The following is a 14,786-nucleotide window of genomic DNA, read 5'->3' as shown; positions in this document are numbered from 1 at the left end:
CTCCAACCGATCCAGAGGACCGGCCGGGGATGTCAACATATCTGGCGTTGACTTTTGGCACGCTGTTGAGTTCTCAAGGAACGGACGCTTCCTTCGAGCCGCATTCCTGCGGACCCTCCGGGCATTCGTTTCAATGTTACTGCGTTCTTTCGTGTTTCCAGCTTATCAGAGGTTTTTCGCTCCGATTTTCGCTTCCCGCTGGAGTGGGAATTCCTTCGACTTCGCTTGCAGACCTTATCAAAGGTTTTGCGTTGCTCTGCTTCAGGGTTTTTCGCTGGACTCGGCTCTGCGCCCTTTCGGGCACTCACCTTGTTCCGGCGACTTCGTAGACTCTACGCCGGACCGGACTGTATGTCCAATCGCCCAACCGTTCAAACCTACTGACCCGAAGAGATCAAGTCAATGGTCCCTCGGGGTGATCACCAGGCTACCAGGTTTGAAACGGCACCCGTGACCAGGCACGCCGTGCTCAGGCGGCCGTCGGCTGCAGGTCGGTGCGGTCGGCGGCCTCGACGTCGCCGAGCTCGCCGCGGGCGGCGGCGCGCTTGCCGAGGACGAGGGCGTAGACGAGGAACAGGGCTTCCACGGTGAGGCCGATGCCGACCCGGAGCCAGGTGGGGAGGCCGGAGCCGCTGACGAAGCCTTCGATGATGCCGGTGACCAGGAGGACGACGGTGAGGCCGATGACGGAGCCGATGACGGCGCGGCCTTCCTCGGCGAGGGCCGCGCCGCGGGTGCGGGGGCCGGGGTCGATGACGGTCCAGCCGAGGCGGAGGCTGAGGCCGGCGGCGACGAAGACGGCGGTGAGTTCGAGCAGGCCGTGCGGGATGAGCAGGCCGAGGAAGAGCGGGAGGCGGCCGGCGGAGGCCATCAGTCCGAGGCCGACGGCGAGGTTCAGCATGTTGCTGAACAGGATGAAGACGACCGGGACGCCGAGCAGCACCGCGCATATCAGGCAGTAGGCGGCGACCCAGGCGTTGTTGGTCCACACCTTGGCGGCGAAGTTCGCCGACGGGTGGTCGGTGTAATAGGCCTCGTACTCGCCGCCGGGCTTGGTGAGGTCGTTCAGCTGGTCCGGCGGGACCAGGGCGGCGCGGACCTCCGGGTTGGTGCCGATCCACCAGGCGACCAGGGCGCTGAGGAGGAAGAAGACCAGGCCGATGGTCAGCCACCAGCGGCGGGCGCGGTAGAGCGCGGCGGGGAAGCTGACGGTGAAGTAGCGGGTGGCGTCGCGCCAGGAGGAGCTGCGGGCGCCGGCGACGGCGTTGCGGCCGCGGACGACCAGTCCGGTGAGGCGTCCTTCCAGACCGGGGTGCGGGGCTGCGGCCTGGACCTGGGCGAGGTGGCTGGTGGCGCGCTGGTAGAGGGTGATGAGCTCGTCGGACTCCTCGCCGGTGAGTCGACGGCGGCCGCAGAGCGTCTCCAACCGTTGCCATTCCGCCTGGTGGGCGGCGACGAAGACGTCCAGGTCCATTGCGGCTCTCTCCGGGTGCGCGGTGGGGCAGGACGGCGGGCACTGGTTGGTGTGCGGCCGGGGCGGTGCGGGGCTCAGCATGCCAGAGGCGGAGCGCGGCGTGTCGGGCGATGCCGGATGCGGTGCCCGGGGTTACCGCGCGGGGGTGCTCGGCCGTATGTTTGCCGCTGTTGATCGAGGGTTCGGGTGGCGCGGCGCGGGTCGTCCGGCGTGCCCGGGAGCGGAACGGGTGGGTGGCGTGAGCGAGCTGGTGACCGGTGAGGCGGTCGTCCTGGGGCTGCGGGCGGCGAGGCTGCCGTCGCGCGGCCTGGCCCGGTTGCTGGACGCGTTGGTCTACCTGACGGTGTACTTCATCGGCGGGTTCATGGTGGCCTTCGGGCTGTCGGCGATGGAAGGGGCCGCGGCGGACGCCATCGCGGTCGTGCTGATGGTGTTCTTCACGGTGCTGCTGCCGGTGATGGCGGAGACGCTGTCGAAGGGCCGCTCGGTCGGCAAGGTGGTGCTGGGCCTGCGGGTGGTGCGGACCGACGGCGGGCCGATCCGGTTCCGGCACGCCCTGGTGCGCGGCCTGGTGGGGGTCATCGACTTCGGTCTGCTGGCGATGCCGGCCGTGGTGGTGTCGCTGTTCTCGGCGCAGGGACGCCGGCTGGGCGACATCTTCGCGGGGACGCTGGTGATCCGTGAGCGGGTGCCGCAGAGCCACGGCGTGGTTCCGCCGGTGCCGCCGCACGTGATGCACATGCTGGGTGCCGACCTGGTGGCGCTGGACCTGTCCGCGGTGCCGGACGGCCTGTGGCTGTCGATACGCCAACTGCTGGGCCGCATGCACGAGTTGGATCAGCCGGTGGCGACCGGTCTGGGTGACCGGCTGGCCGCGGACCTGGCCGGACGGACCGGCTGGCCGGTGCCGCAGGGCCTGCCGCCGATGGTGTACCTGGGCGCGGTGACGATGGAGCGCCAGCGCCGCGAGTGGGAGAAGGCGGCCTCGGCGTACGCTGCCGCCGCGGCCTACGCGGCGCCGGCCTACGGGGCTCCGACGGCGTACCGGCCGGCGCCGCCGCAGACGGTTCCCGCGCCGGCCGTCGTGCCGCAGCAGCCGAACGGAAAGCCGGTGCGGGTGCTCGGCATCCCGGAGCAGACGCAGCCCGCAGCACCCGCCGCCCCGCCCGCACAGGTGCCCGCGCAGGCTCCCGCCGACGGCGAAGGCTTCGCCCGCCCCGAGTGACCGCCCGAGTGACCGCCTGAGTGACCGCCCGGGCGAAGGCCTGCGTGACCGCCCGCGCGAACGCCCGTGTCAGCGCCGGGCGTTGGGCGGACTGTCGAGCTCTTCGAGGTCGATGCCGGGGGCGGAGAGCAGCACGTCCCCGGTGAGGTGGACGTCGCGGAGCTCGCCGGTTTCGAGGTCGGTGACCCGGTAGTGCTCGACGGGCAGCGGCCCGCTGTCGGTGGGGTGGTCCTCGACGGTAAGCAGCTGCCAGCTCTGGTCGAGGGTGCGGGGGGCGAGGGCCTGGCCGGTGAAGGAGACCAGGCGGATCCGGGTGCTGCCGCCGGGTTCGAGGTCGAGCAGCCGCGCGGTGGCGATCAGGAACGCGGGCGAGTCGCCGGTGAAGGCGTGCGCCCGGTCCGTCCCTTCGGTGGCTTCGGCGGCGGGGTCGGGGTCGGTGGCGGCCCGGACCCAGTGCACGCCGTCGAGTGCGCCGCCGCGCACCTGCCAGCCGCCGCTGCGGAGTTCGACCCGGATCGGGCGGTGGCGGGCGTCGAGGGTGAGGTCGGTGGTGCCGAGGACGGTGCCGTCGGGCCGGTAGCTCTTGGCGACGTAGCGCCAGCCGGCGGGGCCGGGGGCGCATTGGAAGCGTTCCTCGCCGAGCGGGGTTCCGTCGTGCGGGTCGTGGAGGGAGTAGCGGCCGTTCGGCATGGGGGAAAGCCTACGTGCGGACCTCGCCGGGGGCGGACGGCAGCGGTCGCCACCGACGTCGGAGCGGAGATCGTTTCGGTACTACCATCTGACAGCCGCGTAGGTCGCGGCCGGGTTGAAGTGGGCCGGCCGCACCGGAGTTAGCGGGCGTCGGCGGAGTCGGGCGCTCGGGAGAGCGCCGTCAGGTGGGGGGTCGGAGACATGGCCGGGGATCAGGTGCAGGACGAGGGACGGTCCGCGCCGGTGGCAGGGCCGAAGCCGGTGGCAGAGCCGGCGGGGTCGCCGCTGCTGGCGTGGGGCGCGCGGCGGTTGACGGTGATCGCGGTGAGCGGGCTGGTGGCGGTGGTGGCGACGTCGCTGGGGCTGCGGGGCGGCTCGCACGACAGTCCGATCGTCGGCACGCCCGGGTTCTCGCCGAGTCTGCCCTGGTCGACGGCGCAGCCGGGGCAGTTGCCGCCCGGGCCGCTGAAGACGGTGGCGCCGGTGGACGGCCGGACGGTGTTGACCGCGCCGGCGAAGTTCGGCTGGCTGCCCGAGACGGTCCGGTCCGTGGAGTACCGGTCGATGCCGGACGGGGTCACCGTGCGGGCGCAGACCGACTCGGGGGACGGGTTCGTGATGTTCGACCTGTCGGTGTTCCCGGCCGGGGTGACGCCGGAGCAGCCGCGTCTCCCGTCGGGCGAGTCGGCGGTGCGGCGGGACGCCCCGCAGGTGAACGGGCAGGACGCGTACTGGTTGTCGGTGGACGGCGCCGGGCCGCGGGCCGCGGTGGACAGGCTGCGTTTCCGGGACGCGGAGGGTCGTTGGATGGAGGTCAAGGCCACCGGCCTGAAGGGCGCGGACCGTCAGCAGCTGCCGCTGCAGATGGCGGCGGGTGTGGTGCCGGGCGCGTTCCGGGTGCCGTTGCCGGTGTCGATGTCCGCCCTGCCCCCGGAGACGGAGGTGGCCGGGGTGACTCTCCTGCGGCCGGTGTCCGGCGGGTCGGGGTCCGGCGGGTGGTCGGCCTCGCTGTCCTTCCGGAACAAGGCCTACGGGCTCGCGACGGTCGAGGTGGGTCCGGGCGAGCGGGGGTCCGACCCGAACGGTTCGGCGCCGAGGAGCTCGAACGACGGACTGGCCACGGTGACCACCTCGCAGAAGTGCGCGTCCGGGAACGGGCTGCACTGGTGCGCGCGGCTGATCAAGGTGTCGAGCGGTGACGCCGCCGCCGATCCGGCGGACTGGCTGTCGCTGGTGGTGCCGCACGGCACGGACGAGAGCGGCTGGACCACGGACGTGTTGCCGCAGTCGTGAACGCAACGGCGCCCGGCATCCCCGCAGGGGGTGCCGGGCGCCGTCGTACGGTCGTTCGCCATCCGCCGTGCAACCTTTGCGGGGGCGGGCCGCATCAGGGGGTCGGCGGCGCGGTCGTGCCGTCGTTCCAGTGGGAGGAGGGGCGCCGGAGATGGCGGAGCTGGCGCGGGACGAGGAGTTCACCGCGTTCGTGACCTCCAGGGCGGTCTGGCTGCGGAGGGTCGCGTACCTGTTGTGCGCGGACTGGCATCGTGCGGACGACCTGGTGCAGGAGTCGATCACCAAGCTGTACCTGCACTGGGGCCGGGTGAGCCGGGCGGAGAACCCGGACGGGTATGCCCGGGCGGTGCTGGTGAACGCGTTCCTCGCGGAGCAGCGCACCGCGTGGTGGCGGCGGACCAGGCCGGCCGCGCGGCCGCCGGAGCAGTCGCCGCCGCCGGAGGCGGATCTGGCGGTCTCGCTGGATCTGCGGGAGGCGTTGGCCGCGCTGCCGCCGCGGCAGCGGGCGACCGTGGTGCTGCGCTACTACTGCGACCTGTCGGTCGAGCAGACGGCGGCAGCGATGGGATGTTCCAACGGCAATGTGAAGAGCCAGAGTTCGCGGGCGCTGGAGGCGTTGCGGCGGTCGGCGCTGCTTCGTCCGGCGGGGAGGTCGGAGGCATGAGCGGGGACGGGGAAGAGCTGTCCGTGCGGATGGCGCGGGTCGTGGCGGAGCAGGAGGCTTCGGCGCCGCCGTCGCGGGTGGATCCGGCGCTGGCGGTGCTGCGGGGCCGTCGGCTGCGGCGCAGGCGGACGTGGACGGTGGCGGCGGTGGCCGCGGCGGCGGTGCTGGCGGCCGGGTCGGTGACGGTGCTGACCGGGTACGGGCGCGACGACGGGATCACCACCGCGGCGCCGACGCCGAACCTGTCGGGGCGGCCCGCGCCGGTGAGCGGCCGGACGGTGCTGACGGTGCCGGCCCGGTTCGGCTGGCTGCCGGACACGGTGACGGCGGTGGAGTACCGGTCGAGTTCGACCGGGGTGGAGGTGGTGGGCATGGGGAGCGGCCCGACGTTCTCCCTGACGGCGTTCCCGGTGGGGGTGACGCCGCTGGTGGATCCGCTGCTGGGCCCGGGGAACGGGGTGCGGAAGGACGCGCCGCCGGTGCACGGGCGGGAGGCGTACTGGCTCACGTCGACCGATCCGGGGTTCGCGCGGTCGTTCAACCAGCTCCGGTTCCAGGGGGTGGACGGGCGCTGGTACCAGGTGGACAGCACGGGGCTGTCGGACGCGGACCGGGAGCAGGTGCCGCTGCGGATCGCCGAGGGGGTGCAGGTGGGGGCGTACTCGCCGGCGATGCCGGTCGCGCTGTCGTCGATGCCGCCGGAGGCGGTGGTCACCCGGGCGGTGCTGTACCGCACGGTGGGCGGCGCGGACCTGTGGACGGCCGAGGTGGGCTTCCAGGAGCACGGCAACCTGGAGATCACGGTGTCGGCGACCCCGGACGGCGCCGGTGAGGCCGGGCGGCAGGCGGCGCCGCCGGATGCGGTCTGCGCGTCCGAGAACGGGGTGCGCCGGTGTGTGTCCGAGGTGCGCAGGCAGGGCGCCGGGCCGAGCGATCCGGTGGACTGGCTGGCCCGGGTGGTGACGCGCGGCACGGACGACCGCACCTGGTCGGTGGCCGTGCTGCCGTAGCGGCCCCGAACGCGCCGGTGCCCGGCGCCCCCGTGAACGGGGGTGCCGGGCACCGGCGTTGACGGCTGTCAGTAGCGGTACTGCTCCGCCTTGTACGGGCCCTCGACCGGGACGCCGATGTAGTCGGCCTGCTCCTGGGAGAGGGTGGTGAGCTTGACGCCGAGGGCGTCGAGGTGGAGGCGGGCGACCTTCTCGTCCAGGTGCTTCGGCAGGACGTAGACGCCGACCGGGTACTGCTCGGTCTTGGCGTACAGCTCGATCTGCGCGATGGTCTGGTTCGCGAAGGAGTTGGACATCACGAACGACGGGTGGCCGGTCGCGTTGCCCAGGTTCAGCAGGCGGCCCTCGGACAGGACGATGATGGTGCGGCCGTCCTCCTTGCGCCACTCGTGGACCTGCGGCTTGACCTCGGTCTTCACCACGCCGGGGAGCTGGGCGAGGCCGGCCATGTCGATCTCGTTGTCGAAGTGGCCGATGTTGCCGACGATGGCCTGGTGCTTCATCCGGGCCATGTGGGAGGCCATGATGATGTCCTTGTTGCCGGTCGTGGTGACGAAGATGTCGGCGATCTCGACGACCTCGTCCAGCGTGGTGACCTGGTAGCCGTCCATGGCGGCCTGCAGGGCGCAGATCGGGTCGATCTCGGTGACGATGACGCGCGCGCCCTGGCCGCGCAGCGACTCGGCGCAGCCCTTGCCGACGTCGCCGTAGCCGCAGACGACGGCGACCTTGCCGCCGATCAGGACGTCGGTGGCGCGGTTGATGCCGTCGATGAGCGAGTGGCGGCAGCCGTACTTGTTGTCGAACTTCGACTTGGTGACCGAGTCGTTGACGTTGATGGCCGGGAACAGCAGCTTGCCGTCGCGGTGCATCTCGTACAGGCGGTGGACGCCGGTGGTGGTCTCCTCGGTGACGCCCTTGATGGTGGCGGCGACCTCGGTCCACTTCTGCGGGGTCTCGACCAGGGTGCGGTTGAGCAGCTCCAGGATGATCCGGAACTCGTCGTTGTCGGCGGTGTCGGGGGACGGCGCGGCGCCGGCCTTCTCGAACTCGACGCCCTTGTGGATCAGGAGGGTGGCGTCACCGCCGTCGTCCAGGATCATGTTGGGGGTCTGGCCGTTCGGCCAGGTCAGCGCCTGCTCGGTGCACCACCAGTACTCCTCCAGGGTCTCGCCCTTCCAGGCGAAGACGGGGACGCCCTGCGGGTCCTCGGGGGTGCCGTTCGGGCCGACCGCGATGGCGGCGGCGGCGTGGTCCTGGGTGGAGAAGATGTTGCAGGAGCACCAGCGGACCTCGGCGCCCAGGGCGGTCAGGGTCTCGATCAGCACGGCGGTCTGCACGGTCATGTGCAGCGAGCCGGTGATGCGGGCGCCGGCCAGCGGCTGGGAGGCCGCGTACTCGGCGCGGATCGACATCAGGCCGGGCATCTCGTGCTCGGCGAGCTGGATCTCCTTGCGACCGAACGGAGCCAGGGAGAGGTCGGCGACCTTGTAGTCGCCGGCGGGCTGGGTGGACATGCGAACTCCTCGCTGCATGGGCCTGGTTACGGGTGTGCTGAGCGGCAGAGGGTCGGTGTCGGCCCTCCGCTGCGGCACAATCCGTCGGAGGACCTCTCTCCCTCGACCGGAGCGGGCTCCGATCGACCGCCATCAGCAGCGACGTTTGGCACTGCGGACGAATCTACACCGCCCGGGCGGCGGTCAGTGGGCGTTCGGGCCCGGTCCGCCCGGGGTCGCGTCGGCGTCCGGCCCGGCCAGCGCCTTCTCCTCGGAGTAGATGTCGGGCTCCAGGTAGATCGCGCGGGCGATCGGCACGGCCTTGCGGACCCGGACCTCGGCCCGGTCGATCGCCTCGGCGACCACGGCGGCGCTGTCCTCGGCGTTGACCCCGATCTTCGCGGCGACCAGCAGTTCCTCGGGGCCGACGTGCAGGGTGCGCATGTGGATCACGCCGGTGACGGTGTCGTGGTCGACCAGCGCCTCGCGGATCTTCGCCACCACCTCGGCGTCCGCGGACTCGCCGATCAGCAGCGACTTGGTCTCCAGGGCCAGCACCAGCGCGATGACCACCAGCAGCAGGCCGATGCACAGGGTGCCGATGCCGTCCCAGACCGCGTCGCCGGTGGCGACGGTCAGGCTGACGCCGAGCAGCGCCAGCAGCAGGCCGACCAGCGCGCCGCTGTCCTCCAGCAGCACCACGGGCAGCTCGGGGGCCTTGGCGCGGCGGATGTAGGACGCCCAGCCGTGCTTGCCCTTGGCCTTGGACGCCTCGCGGAACGCGGTGAGGAAGGACCAGCCCTCCAGCAGGATGGCGAACAGCAGCACGCCGACCGGCCAGTACCAGTTCTCCAGCTCGTGCGGGTGGCTGATCTTCTCGTAGCCCTCGTAGATGGCGAACATGCCGCCGAGGCTGAACAGCACGATGGAGACCAGGAACCCGTAAACGTACCGCTCGCGGCCGTACCCGAACGGGTGCTCCTCGGTGGCGGCCCGCTGCGAGCGCTTGCCGCCGACCAGCAGCAGCACCTGGTTGCCCGAGTCGGCCAGCGAGTGCACGCCCTCGGCGAGCATCGAGGACGAGCCGGAGAACGCGAACGCCACGAACTTGCTGACCGCGATGCCGAGGTTCGCGGACAGTGCCGCCACCAGAGCCTTGGTGCCGCCTTCGGTACTCAACCCGGTACTTCCCTCCGCAGCGGGCCCTGACTTTGCCGGGCCTTGGTTGACGAGAGGGGACGATACCGTGTCAGTTCCGGGTGGCCAGGCCCAGGTACACGGCGGCGAAGTCGGTCAGGCCGATCAGTTCGGCCAGCGCCTGCAGCGGGTCCTCCAGGCTGGAGGCGTGCTCGGTGATCCGCACCTCGTGGGCGGCGGCGAGGCGGCGGGCCCGGGCCACCGGCCAGGCCGCTGCCTCCAGTTCGGCGACGCCCGGGGTGTGGCGGAGCATCAGCACCTGGAGCTGCAGCGGCACCGGCTCGTCGACCCGGTCGCGGAAGAAGTCGTCGGGGTCGGCGCCGGCGCCCAGCCGGCCGTTGAACATGCCGCGGTGCGCGGTCAGCGCCTGCGGGAGGCGGGCGGTCAGCGCGGGCAGGCCGGCCCGGTCGGCGAGCGCGGCGGCGAACCGCTCCCCCACGGCCGCGGCCGCGGCGCCGTCGGACCACAGCAGCGGGACGGTCTCGGCGAGTTGGCCGGCCAGCGTCTTGGCCGGGTTGTCGTACGCCTGGGCGTCGGGGCGGCAGCGCACCGCCACCTCGTCGAGGCGGTCGGCGGCGGCCTCCAGCGAGCCGGGGGCGAGCGGGGCCACCCCGACCCGGTCGGCCAGCGTGAGCAGCGGGGCGAGCACCGCCCACAGCGCGGCCGGGTCCTCGGCGGGCAGGTCGGGTTCGGCGTCGGCGCCGTCGGGCTCCACCGCGCTCGGCTCGAACGGCAGCGGCAGGCCGCGGACCTGGAGGGCCGCCTCGGCGAGCTCCGAGCCGTCGGGGGCGATCACCGCGATCGCGCAGCCGCGGGTGTAGGCCTGCTCGGCGAGGTTGATCATCCCGCCTTCGCGGCCGCCCGCGCTGGCCAGCACCACGAGGTCCAACGGGCCTGCCCAGCCGGGCAGTTGCCAGGTCTCTCCGTCGGTGAACGCGGGCCCGGCGGGGCGTGCGTCGGACGGCGGCAGCGGCCACACCTGGCAGTTGGGCACCGCCAGCGCGGCCAGCACGGCCGCCGCGGTCAGCACCCCGCCGTGTCCGGCGACCAGCACGGCGCGCGGACGACCCTCCGGGTTCAGGGAGTTGACGCCGGCCGCGTCGGCGCGGCGCAGCGCGACCCGGATCCGCGCGCCCGCCCCGGCCAGCGCCAGCAGTTCACGTCGGCGGTCGGCGCGCTGCAGGGCGGCCGGGTCGTCCAGCAGGGAGTCGTCGAACATGGCGGCTGGCCTCCAGCGACTGACGGGGCAGGGTCAGGACGGGCGGCGGGCCTCGTCCACCAGCAGGACCGGGATGCCGTCGCGCACCGGGTAGACCAGGCCGCAGCCCTCACCGGTGCAGCGCAGCTCGTGGGTCTCGTCCTGGATCTCCTCGGCGAGCGGCGCGCGGCACTCCGGGCAGACCAGGATCTCCAGCAGGAAGGACGGCAGGCTCATGGTGGTCGGGCTCCGGATCTGTGGGCTGCGGCGGTACGGACGGCCGGTGACACAGCAGTACCCCGGCCGGTGGCAACCCTACCGGCCGGGGCACGGGAAAAGTCAGCGGCTGGCTGACCGGGCGGTCAGGCCCGGACGATGGCCAGGACGCCGTCGCGCAGCTCCGCCATCTTCGCCGGGTCCTTGGCCTCGGCGTTCAGGCGCAGCAGCGGCTCGGTGTTGGAGGCGCGCAGGTTGAACCACCAGTCCGGGCCGGCCACGGTGAGGCCGTCCAGCTCGTCGACGGTGACGCCCTCCTGGCCGGCGTAGGCGGCGCGGACCAGCTCGGTGGCGGCGGCCTGGTCGGCGACGGTGGAGTTGATCTCGCCGGAGGCGGCGTAGCGGTTGTACCGCTCGGTCAGCGCAGACAGCGGCTGCTGCTGCTCGCCGAGGGCGGCCAGCACGTGCAGGGCGGCCAGCATGCCGGTGTCGGCGCGCCAGAAGTCGCGGAAGTAGTAGTGCGCGGAGTGCTCGCCGCCGAAGACGGCGTCGGTGACGGCCATCTCCTGCTTGATGAACGAGTGGCCGACCCGGGTGCGGACCGGGACGCCGCCGAGGTCGCGGACCACCTCGGGGACGGTCCAGGAGGTGATCAGGTTGTGGATGATGGTCGGCTGCGCCTCGCCGGCGGCCTGGGCGCGGGCGATCTCGCGCTCGGCGACCAGGGCGGTGATCGCGGACGGGGAGACCGGGTCGCCGTTCTCGTCGATCACGAAGCAGCGGTCGGCGTCGCCGTCGAAGGCCAGGCCGATGTCGGCGCCGACCTCGCGGACCTTGGCCTGCAGGTCGACCAGGTTGGCCGGGTCCAGCGGGTTGGCCTCGTGGTTGGGGAAGGTGCCGTCCAGCTCGAAGTACATCGGGACGACGTCCAGCGGCAGGCCGGCGAAGACGGTGGGCACGGTGTGGCCGCCCATGCCGTTGCCCGCGTCGACGACGACCTTCAGCGGGCGGATCTCCGCCAGGTCGACCAGCTTGCGCAGGTGCGCGGCGTAGCCGTCCAGGGTCTCCTTGGCGGACAGCGAGCCGGTGGCGGCGTCGGAGGCGGGGACGTGCACCGTGCCGTTCTCGTCCAGCCAGGACTCGACCAGCTCGCGGATGTCGGACAGGCCGGTGTCCTGGCCGACCGGGGCGGCGCCGGCCCGGCACAGCTTGATGCCGTTGTACTGGGCGGGGTTGTGCGAGGCGGTGAACATCGCGCCGGGCAGGTCCAGGCTGCCGCTGGCGAAGTACAGCTGGTCGGTGGAGCACAGGCCGATCTCGACCACGTCGGCGCCGCGGGAGGCGGCGCCCTCGGCGAACGCGCGGGACAGCGAGGGCGAGGACGGGCGCATGTCGTGGCCGACGACGATCGCGTTGCCGCCGACCACCTCGACGAAGGCCGCACCGAAGGCGTACGCCAGCGACTCGTCCCACTGGTCCGGCACCACGCCCCGGACGTCGTACGCCTTCACAAGCTGCTTGAGGTCCCGCACCAGAATGCTCCCGTGTGTGTGCTGCGATGTGCTGCGCGCGCATACCGGACGCACCGTCCGAAGCCGCTGAGGGGCAGCGTACCCGGCCCGGGGAACGGGCCGGTGTCAGCTGTCCGGGGAGCGCAGGACCCGCAGGTGGCCGCGGCGGCCGCCCTCGCCGTCCGGCGGGGGGCTCTGGCGCGGCGGGCGGGCGGCCTCGCGCACCGCGTTGGCCAGCGCCTCCAGGTCGTCGCTGCTGCGCCGCAGCGGGTTGGTCTCGGCGGCCAGCCGGACCACCTCCCAGCCGCGCGGGGCGGTGAGGCGCTCGGCGTGCTCGGCGCACAGGTCGTAGCAGTGCGGTTCGGCGTACGTCGCGAGCGGGCCGAGCACCGCGGTGGAGTCCGCGTAGACGTACGTCAGTGTCGCCACGGCCGGACGGCCGCACGCGGTCCGCGAACAACGACGTACAGAGCTCACGAGGGTGGACGGTACCGCAAGTGGGACCGGGCCGCGAAGACCCGCCCCCGGCTCGCGTGTCCCCGCGCCGTCACGCGGCGTGCTCGGGTGGTCCACTTCCGGGCATCCAGGGACTACGCTCGACCCTGCTATGGAGAGCTCGACACCTTCGTCCCCGCCCGGTCCCGGTCGCCGCAGGCACCGCGACCGGCACGGCCGCGGCCTGCGCGGGCCACTGGCCCCGCCGCAGGTGCCCATCTCGCTGACCAGGTCGGAGCTCTTCGACGACTACGTCCGGGAGTCGATGGAGCGGCTGATGCGGCGCTGGCCGCAGCTGGAGGACGTGGAGTTCGCCGTCCTGGAGGTCCCGCTCCCCGTCAAGGGTGAGCCGGAGCCGGACGGCGTGCCGCTCGGCCGGGTGATTCCCGGCGCGAAGGGGCGGCGCAGCCGGATCCTGGTCTACCGGCGGCCGGTGGAGATCCGCGCCAAGTCGAAGGAGGACCGGGCCGCGCTGGTCCACGAGATCCTGATCGAGCAGGTCGCGGAGCTGCTGGGGCTGTCGCCGGACGCGATCGACCCGCGCTACGGCGAGGAGTAGGCCGGGGGCCGAGCGGCAAGGAGCGGGCCGGGGACCCGAGGGCCCCCGGCCGGTGCGTCACTTGAGCACGACTCCGGGGTCGCCGGCGACGTGCGGCACCTGGACGGTGGCGTGGTCGTCGCGCAGCTGCTGGGTGGTGAAGGTGGGGACGTCCTTGACGCCGATGGAGAGTTGGCGGGCGGCCAGTACCGGGCCGCCGGAGAGGGTCTCCACGGTGATCGCGTAGGGCCCGTTCACCCCGGCCGGGTCGAGGCCGTCCACGCTGACGGTGGTGCCCGCCGCGACGGACACCTCCTTGGTCGCGGGGGTGCCGCCGCTCGCGCCGGCCGAGGAGGTGACCCGGACCTTGGCGTCCGTGTCGGTGGCGGTGAGCATCAGGGCGGTCTGTCCGCCGCGGTTGTCGGCGATCGAGGCCCGGGGTCCGACGGGTGCGCCGCCGGCCAGCCAGGCGGACTCGGTCTTGCCCTTGTTCTCCCGGTCGACCCGCAGCCCGGCGACCACGGGGGCGGCGTGCGCGGGGTCGGACGGGGTGAGCCGGATCGCGCTGGCGCCGTCCCGGGTGTCGGCGGTGAACTGGAAGTCCAGGGTGGCGGTCATCCCGGCCTTGACGTGGATGGACTCCTTGCCGGCGGGCGTGAACCAGCCGTTCTTGCCGGACAGTTGGACCTTCAGGTCGGCGTCGTCCGGGGAGTCGGTGGCCACCACCAGGTGGGCGGTGGTGACGTCGGAGGGGATGCCCGGGACGGTGACGGTCGGGGCCGGGTCGACGGACGGCTCCAGCCAGTCCGCGCCCTTGCTGCCGTCGCGGGCGTGCAGGCCGACGCCGACCCGGCCGCTGCGGGCGACCACGTGCACGGCGAGGTCGGCGACCTGGCCCTTGCTGTACCCGTTGAGCGCGTACGACTGCGAGGTGCCGGGGGCGATCGCGATGCCGGTGGCGAGATCGTTGTCGATCAGGCCCTTGTCGCCGTACAGCCGCAGGTCGACCACGGCGGGCAGGCTGTCGGCGTTGACCAGGGTGACGTAGTCGCTGCGGTCGTTGACGGTGCTGGCGCCGGCGAACCAGAAGCTGGTGCCGGAGGGCGCGCAGCGGACGCCGGACAGCGAGGCGATGCCCTCAGTGCTGGTGGTCTGGGTGACGGTGAAGCCGGGGGCGAGGTTGCCGGTGGCGATCGCGAAGGCGCCGCCCGCGTCGCTGTTGTTGGCCGCGGGCCCGGTGGCCGGGACCCCGGGCTTGGCGAGCGTGATCCGGCTGTCCAGCACCGGCGGGCCGCCCTTGGCGGCGCTGCCCGACGGCTGGCCCGACGCCTGCCCCGAGGGCTGCCCCGAGGGCTGGCCGGACGCCTGCCCGGACGGCTGGCCCGAGGGCTGACCGGACGGGTCGCCGGAGGGCGCGGCGGGGGGCCGGACGGGGTTCTGCGCGGCCAGCACGTTGTCGGGCGTGACGTCGGCGAGCAGGCCGGTGCCCGCGCCGCCGGTGCCGCCCTCGGGGCTGAACAGCGTCAGGTTGGTCGTGCCGACGGCGCCCTGCAGCGGCATCGGGCAGACCAGCGAGGTGCGCTCCACCTGGGTGGTGGTGCGCTGGCCGCCCGCGCCGGCCGTCGGGGAGGCGGGGGCGCGCAGTTCGGCGATGCCGAACACCAGGCCGAGCACGGCGGCTCCGGCCAGCAGCGACTGGCCGGTGCGGCTGCCGCCCTTGACCGCGCTCAGTCCGGGGGCCTTCAGCTTGGGGGCCTTCAGGGTGGGCTTCTTCATCTC

At 73.0% G+C, this 14,786-nt stretch carries 14 protein-coding genes; 5 read left to right on the top strand and 9 right to left on the bottom strand.

Annotation, left to right across the window (positions count from 1 at the left end):
- Window positions 1-469: 469 nt before the first annotated feature.
- Window positions 470-1,474, bottom strand: a complete 1,005-nt coding sequence (locus tag ACFV4P_RS22315; RefSeq protein WP_380473587.1) for a stage II sporulation protein M — start codon at window positions 1,472-1,474, stop codon at window positions 470-472.
- A 238-nt stretch (window positions 1,475-1,712) separates the two neighbouring features.
- Here ACFV4P_RS22315 and ACFV4P_RS22310 point away from each other — a divergent pair, with 238 nt between their 5' ends.
- Window positions 1,713-2,699, top strand: a complete 987-nt coding sequence (locus tag ACFV4P_RS22310) for an RDD family protein (RefSeq protein ID WP_380473585.1) — start codon at window positions 1,713-1,715, stop codon at window positions 2,697-2,699.
- Between the two features lie 69 nt (window positions 2,700-2,768).
- Here the strand turns inward: ACFV4P_RS22310 and ACFV4P_RS22305 are convergent, their stop codons facing one another.
- On the bottom strand, window positions 2,769-3,389 hold the full coding sequence (locus tag ACFV4P_RS22305) for a hypothetical protein (RefSeq protein WP_380473583.1): 621 nt from the start codon (window positions 3,387-3,389) through the stop codon (window positions 2,769-2,771).
- A 201-nt stretch (window positions 3,390-3,590) separates the two neighbouring features.
- Between ACFV4P_RS22305 and ACFV4P_RS22300 the strand changes: the two genes are divergently transcribed.
- The 3 genes from ACFV4P_RS22300 to ACFV4P_RS22290 all read left to right on the top strand — a co-directional run bounded on the left by ACFV4P_RS22300 (window position 3,591) and on the right by ACFV4P_RS22290 (window position 6,356).
- Complete coding sequence (locus ACFV4P_RS22300; RefSeq protein ID WP_380473581.1) at window positions 3,591-4,682, top strand: hypothetical protein; 1,092 nt, start codon at window positions 3,591-3,593, stop codon at window positions 4,680-4,682.
- Between the two features lie 151 nt (window positions 4,683-4,833).
- Window positions 4,834-5,346, top strand: a complete 513-nt coding sequence (locus ACFV4P_RS22295) for a SigE family RNA polymerase sigma factor (RefSeq protein ID WP_380473579.1) — start codon at window positions 4,834-4,836, stop codon at window positions 5,344-5,346.
- Complete coding sequence (locus ACFV4P_RS22290; protein ID WP_380473577.1) at window positions 5,343-6,356, top strand: hypothetical protein; 1,014 nt, start codon at window positions 5,343-5,345, stop codon at window positions 6,354-6,356. Before ACFV4P_RS22295 ends, ACFV4P_RS22290 begins: the two co-directional genes overlap by 4 nt.
- Before the next feature lie 68 nt (window positions 6,357-6,424).
- On the opposite strand, the gene ahcY is transcribed toward ACFV4P_RS22290, so the two are convergent.
- The 6 genes from ahcY to ACFV4P_RS22260 all read right to left on the bottom strand — a co-directional run bounded on the left by ahcY (window position 6,425) and on the right by ACFV4P_RS22260 (window position 12,547).
- The gene (gene ahcY / locus ACFV4P_RS22285) at window positions 6,425-7,873 is read right to left on the bottom strand and encodes an adenosylhomocysteinase (RefSeq protein WP_380473575.1); all 1,449 of its coding nucleotides are present in this window, start codon (window positions 7,871-7,873) and stop codon (window positions 6,425-6,427) included.
- Window positions 7,874-8,056: 183 nt separating this feature from the next.
- Window positions 8,057-9,031 (bottom strand): cation diffusion facilitator family transporter, encoded by a 975-nt coding sequence (locus ACFV4P_RS22280; protein WP_380473573.1) that lies wholly within the window; start codon window positions 9,029-9,031, stop codon window positions 8,057-8,059.
- A gap of 70 nt (window positions 9,032-9,101) precedes the next feature.
- Entirely contained in the window at window positions 9,102-10,268 is a 1,167-nt protein-coding gene (locus ACFV4P_RS22275) for an SIS domain-containing protein (protein ID WP_073808202.1), read from the bottom strand.
- Window positions 10,269-10,301: 33 nt separating this feature from the next.
- Complete coding sequence (locus ACFV4P_RS22270; RefSeq protein ID WP_073808201.1) at window positions 10,302-10,484, bottom strand: Trm112 family protein; 183 nt, start codon at window positions 10,482-10,484, stop codon at window positions 10,302-10,304.
- A 125-nt stretch (window positions 10,485-10,609) separates the two neighbouring features.
- Entirely contained in the window at window positions 10,610-11,998 is a 1,389-nt protein-coding gene (locus tag ACFV4P_RS22265) for a phosphomannomutase/phosphoglucomutase (RefSeq protein ID WP_380473605.1), read from the bottom strand.
- A 102-nt stretch (window positions 11,999-12,100) separates the two neighbouring features.
- Entirely contained in the window at window positions 12,101-12,547 is a 447-nt protein-coding gene (locus ACFV4P_RS22260) for a DUF3499 domain-containing protein (protein WP_380473570.1), read from the bottom strand.
- A gap of 34 nt (window positions 12,548-12,581) precedes the next feature.
- Here ACFV4P_RS22260 and ACFV4P_RS22255 point away from each other — a divergent pair, with 34 nt between their 5' ends.
- A complete protein-coding gene (locus tag ACFV4P_RS22255; protein ID WP_073808198.1) occupies window positions 12,582-13,028 on the top strand; it encodes a metallopeptidase family protein in 447 nt (148 codons plus the stop codon).
- Between the two features lie 57 nt (window positions 13,029-13,085).
- Here ACFV4P_RS22255 and ACFV4P_RS22250 read toward each other — a convergent pair whose 3' ends face one another.
- The gene (locus ACFV4P_RS22250; protein WP_380473568.1) at window positions 13,086-14,783 is read right to left on the bottom strand and encodes a DUF5719 family protein; all 1,698 of its coding nucleotides are present in this window, start codon (window positions 14,781-14,783) and stop codon (window positions 13,086-13,088) included.
- Window positions 14,784-14,786 lie beyond the last annotated feature (3 nt).

It is taken from the genome of Kitasatospora sp. NPDC059795, from assembly GCF_042732175.1.
GTDB lineage: Bacteria > Actinomycetota > Actinomycetes > Streptomycetales > Streptomycetaceae > Kitasatospora.
The sequence above is the reverse complement of the archived record's forward strand: the minus strand, read 5'-3'. Positions and strand labels throughout refer to the sequence as shown.

What these genes read in the sequence shown, in the direction of transcription:
- ahcY (WP_380473575.1), bottom strand. Translation starts at nt 7,873, where the DNA reads ATGTCCACCCAGCCCGCCGGCGACTACAAGGTCGCCGACCTCTCCCTG.
- ACFV4P_RS22275 (WP_073808202.1), bottom strand. Translation starts at nt 10,268, where the DNA reads ATGTTCGACGACTCCCTGCTGGACGACCCGGCCGCCCTGCAGCGCGCC.
- ACFV4P_RS22305 (WP_380473583.1), bottom strand. Translation starts at nt 3,389, where the DNA reads ATGCCGAACGGCCGCTACTCCCTCCACGACCCGCACGACGGAACCCCG.
- ACFV4P_RS22295 (WP_380473579.1), top strand. Translation starts at nt 4,834, where the DNA reads ATGGCGGAGCTGGCGCGGGACGAGGAGTTCACCGCGTTCGTGACCTCC.
- ACFV4P_RS22270 (WP_073808201.1), bottom strand. Translation starts at nt 10,484, where the DNA reads ATGAGCCTGCCGTCCTTCCTGCTGGAGATCCTGGTCTGCCCGGAGTGC.
- ACFV4P_RS22290 (WP_380473577.1), top strand. Translation starts at nt 5,343, where the DNA reads ATGAGCGGGGACGGGGAAGAGCTGTCCGTGCGGATGGCGCGGGTCGTG.
- ACFV4P_RS22315 (WP_380473587.1), bottom strand. Translation starts at nt 1,474, where the DNA reads ATGGACCTGGACGTCTTCGTCGCCGCCCACCAGGCGGAATGGCAACGG.
- ACFV4P_RS22250 (WP_380473568.1), bottom strand. Translation starts at nt 14,783, where the DNA reads ATGAAGAAGCCCACCCTGAAGGCCCCCAAGCTGAAGGCCCCCGGACTG.
- ACFV4P_RS22300 (WP_380473581.1), top strand. Translation starts at nt 3,591, where the DNA reads ATGGCCGGGGATCAGGTGCAGGACGAGGGACGGTCCGCGCCGGTGGCA.
- ACFV4P_RS22255 (WP_073808198.1), top strand. Translation starts at nt 12,582, where the DNA reads ATGGAGAGCTCGACACCTTCGTCCCCGCCCGGTCCCGGTCGCCGCAGG.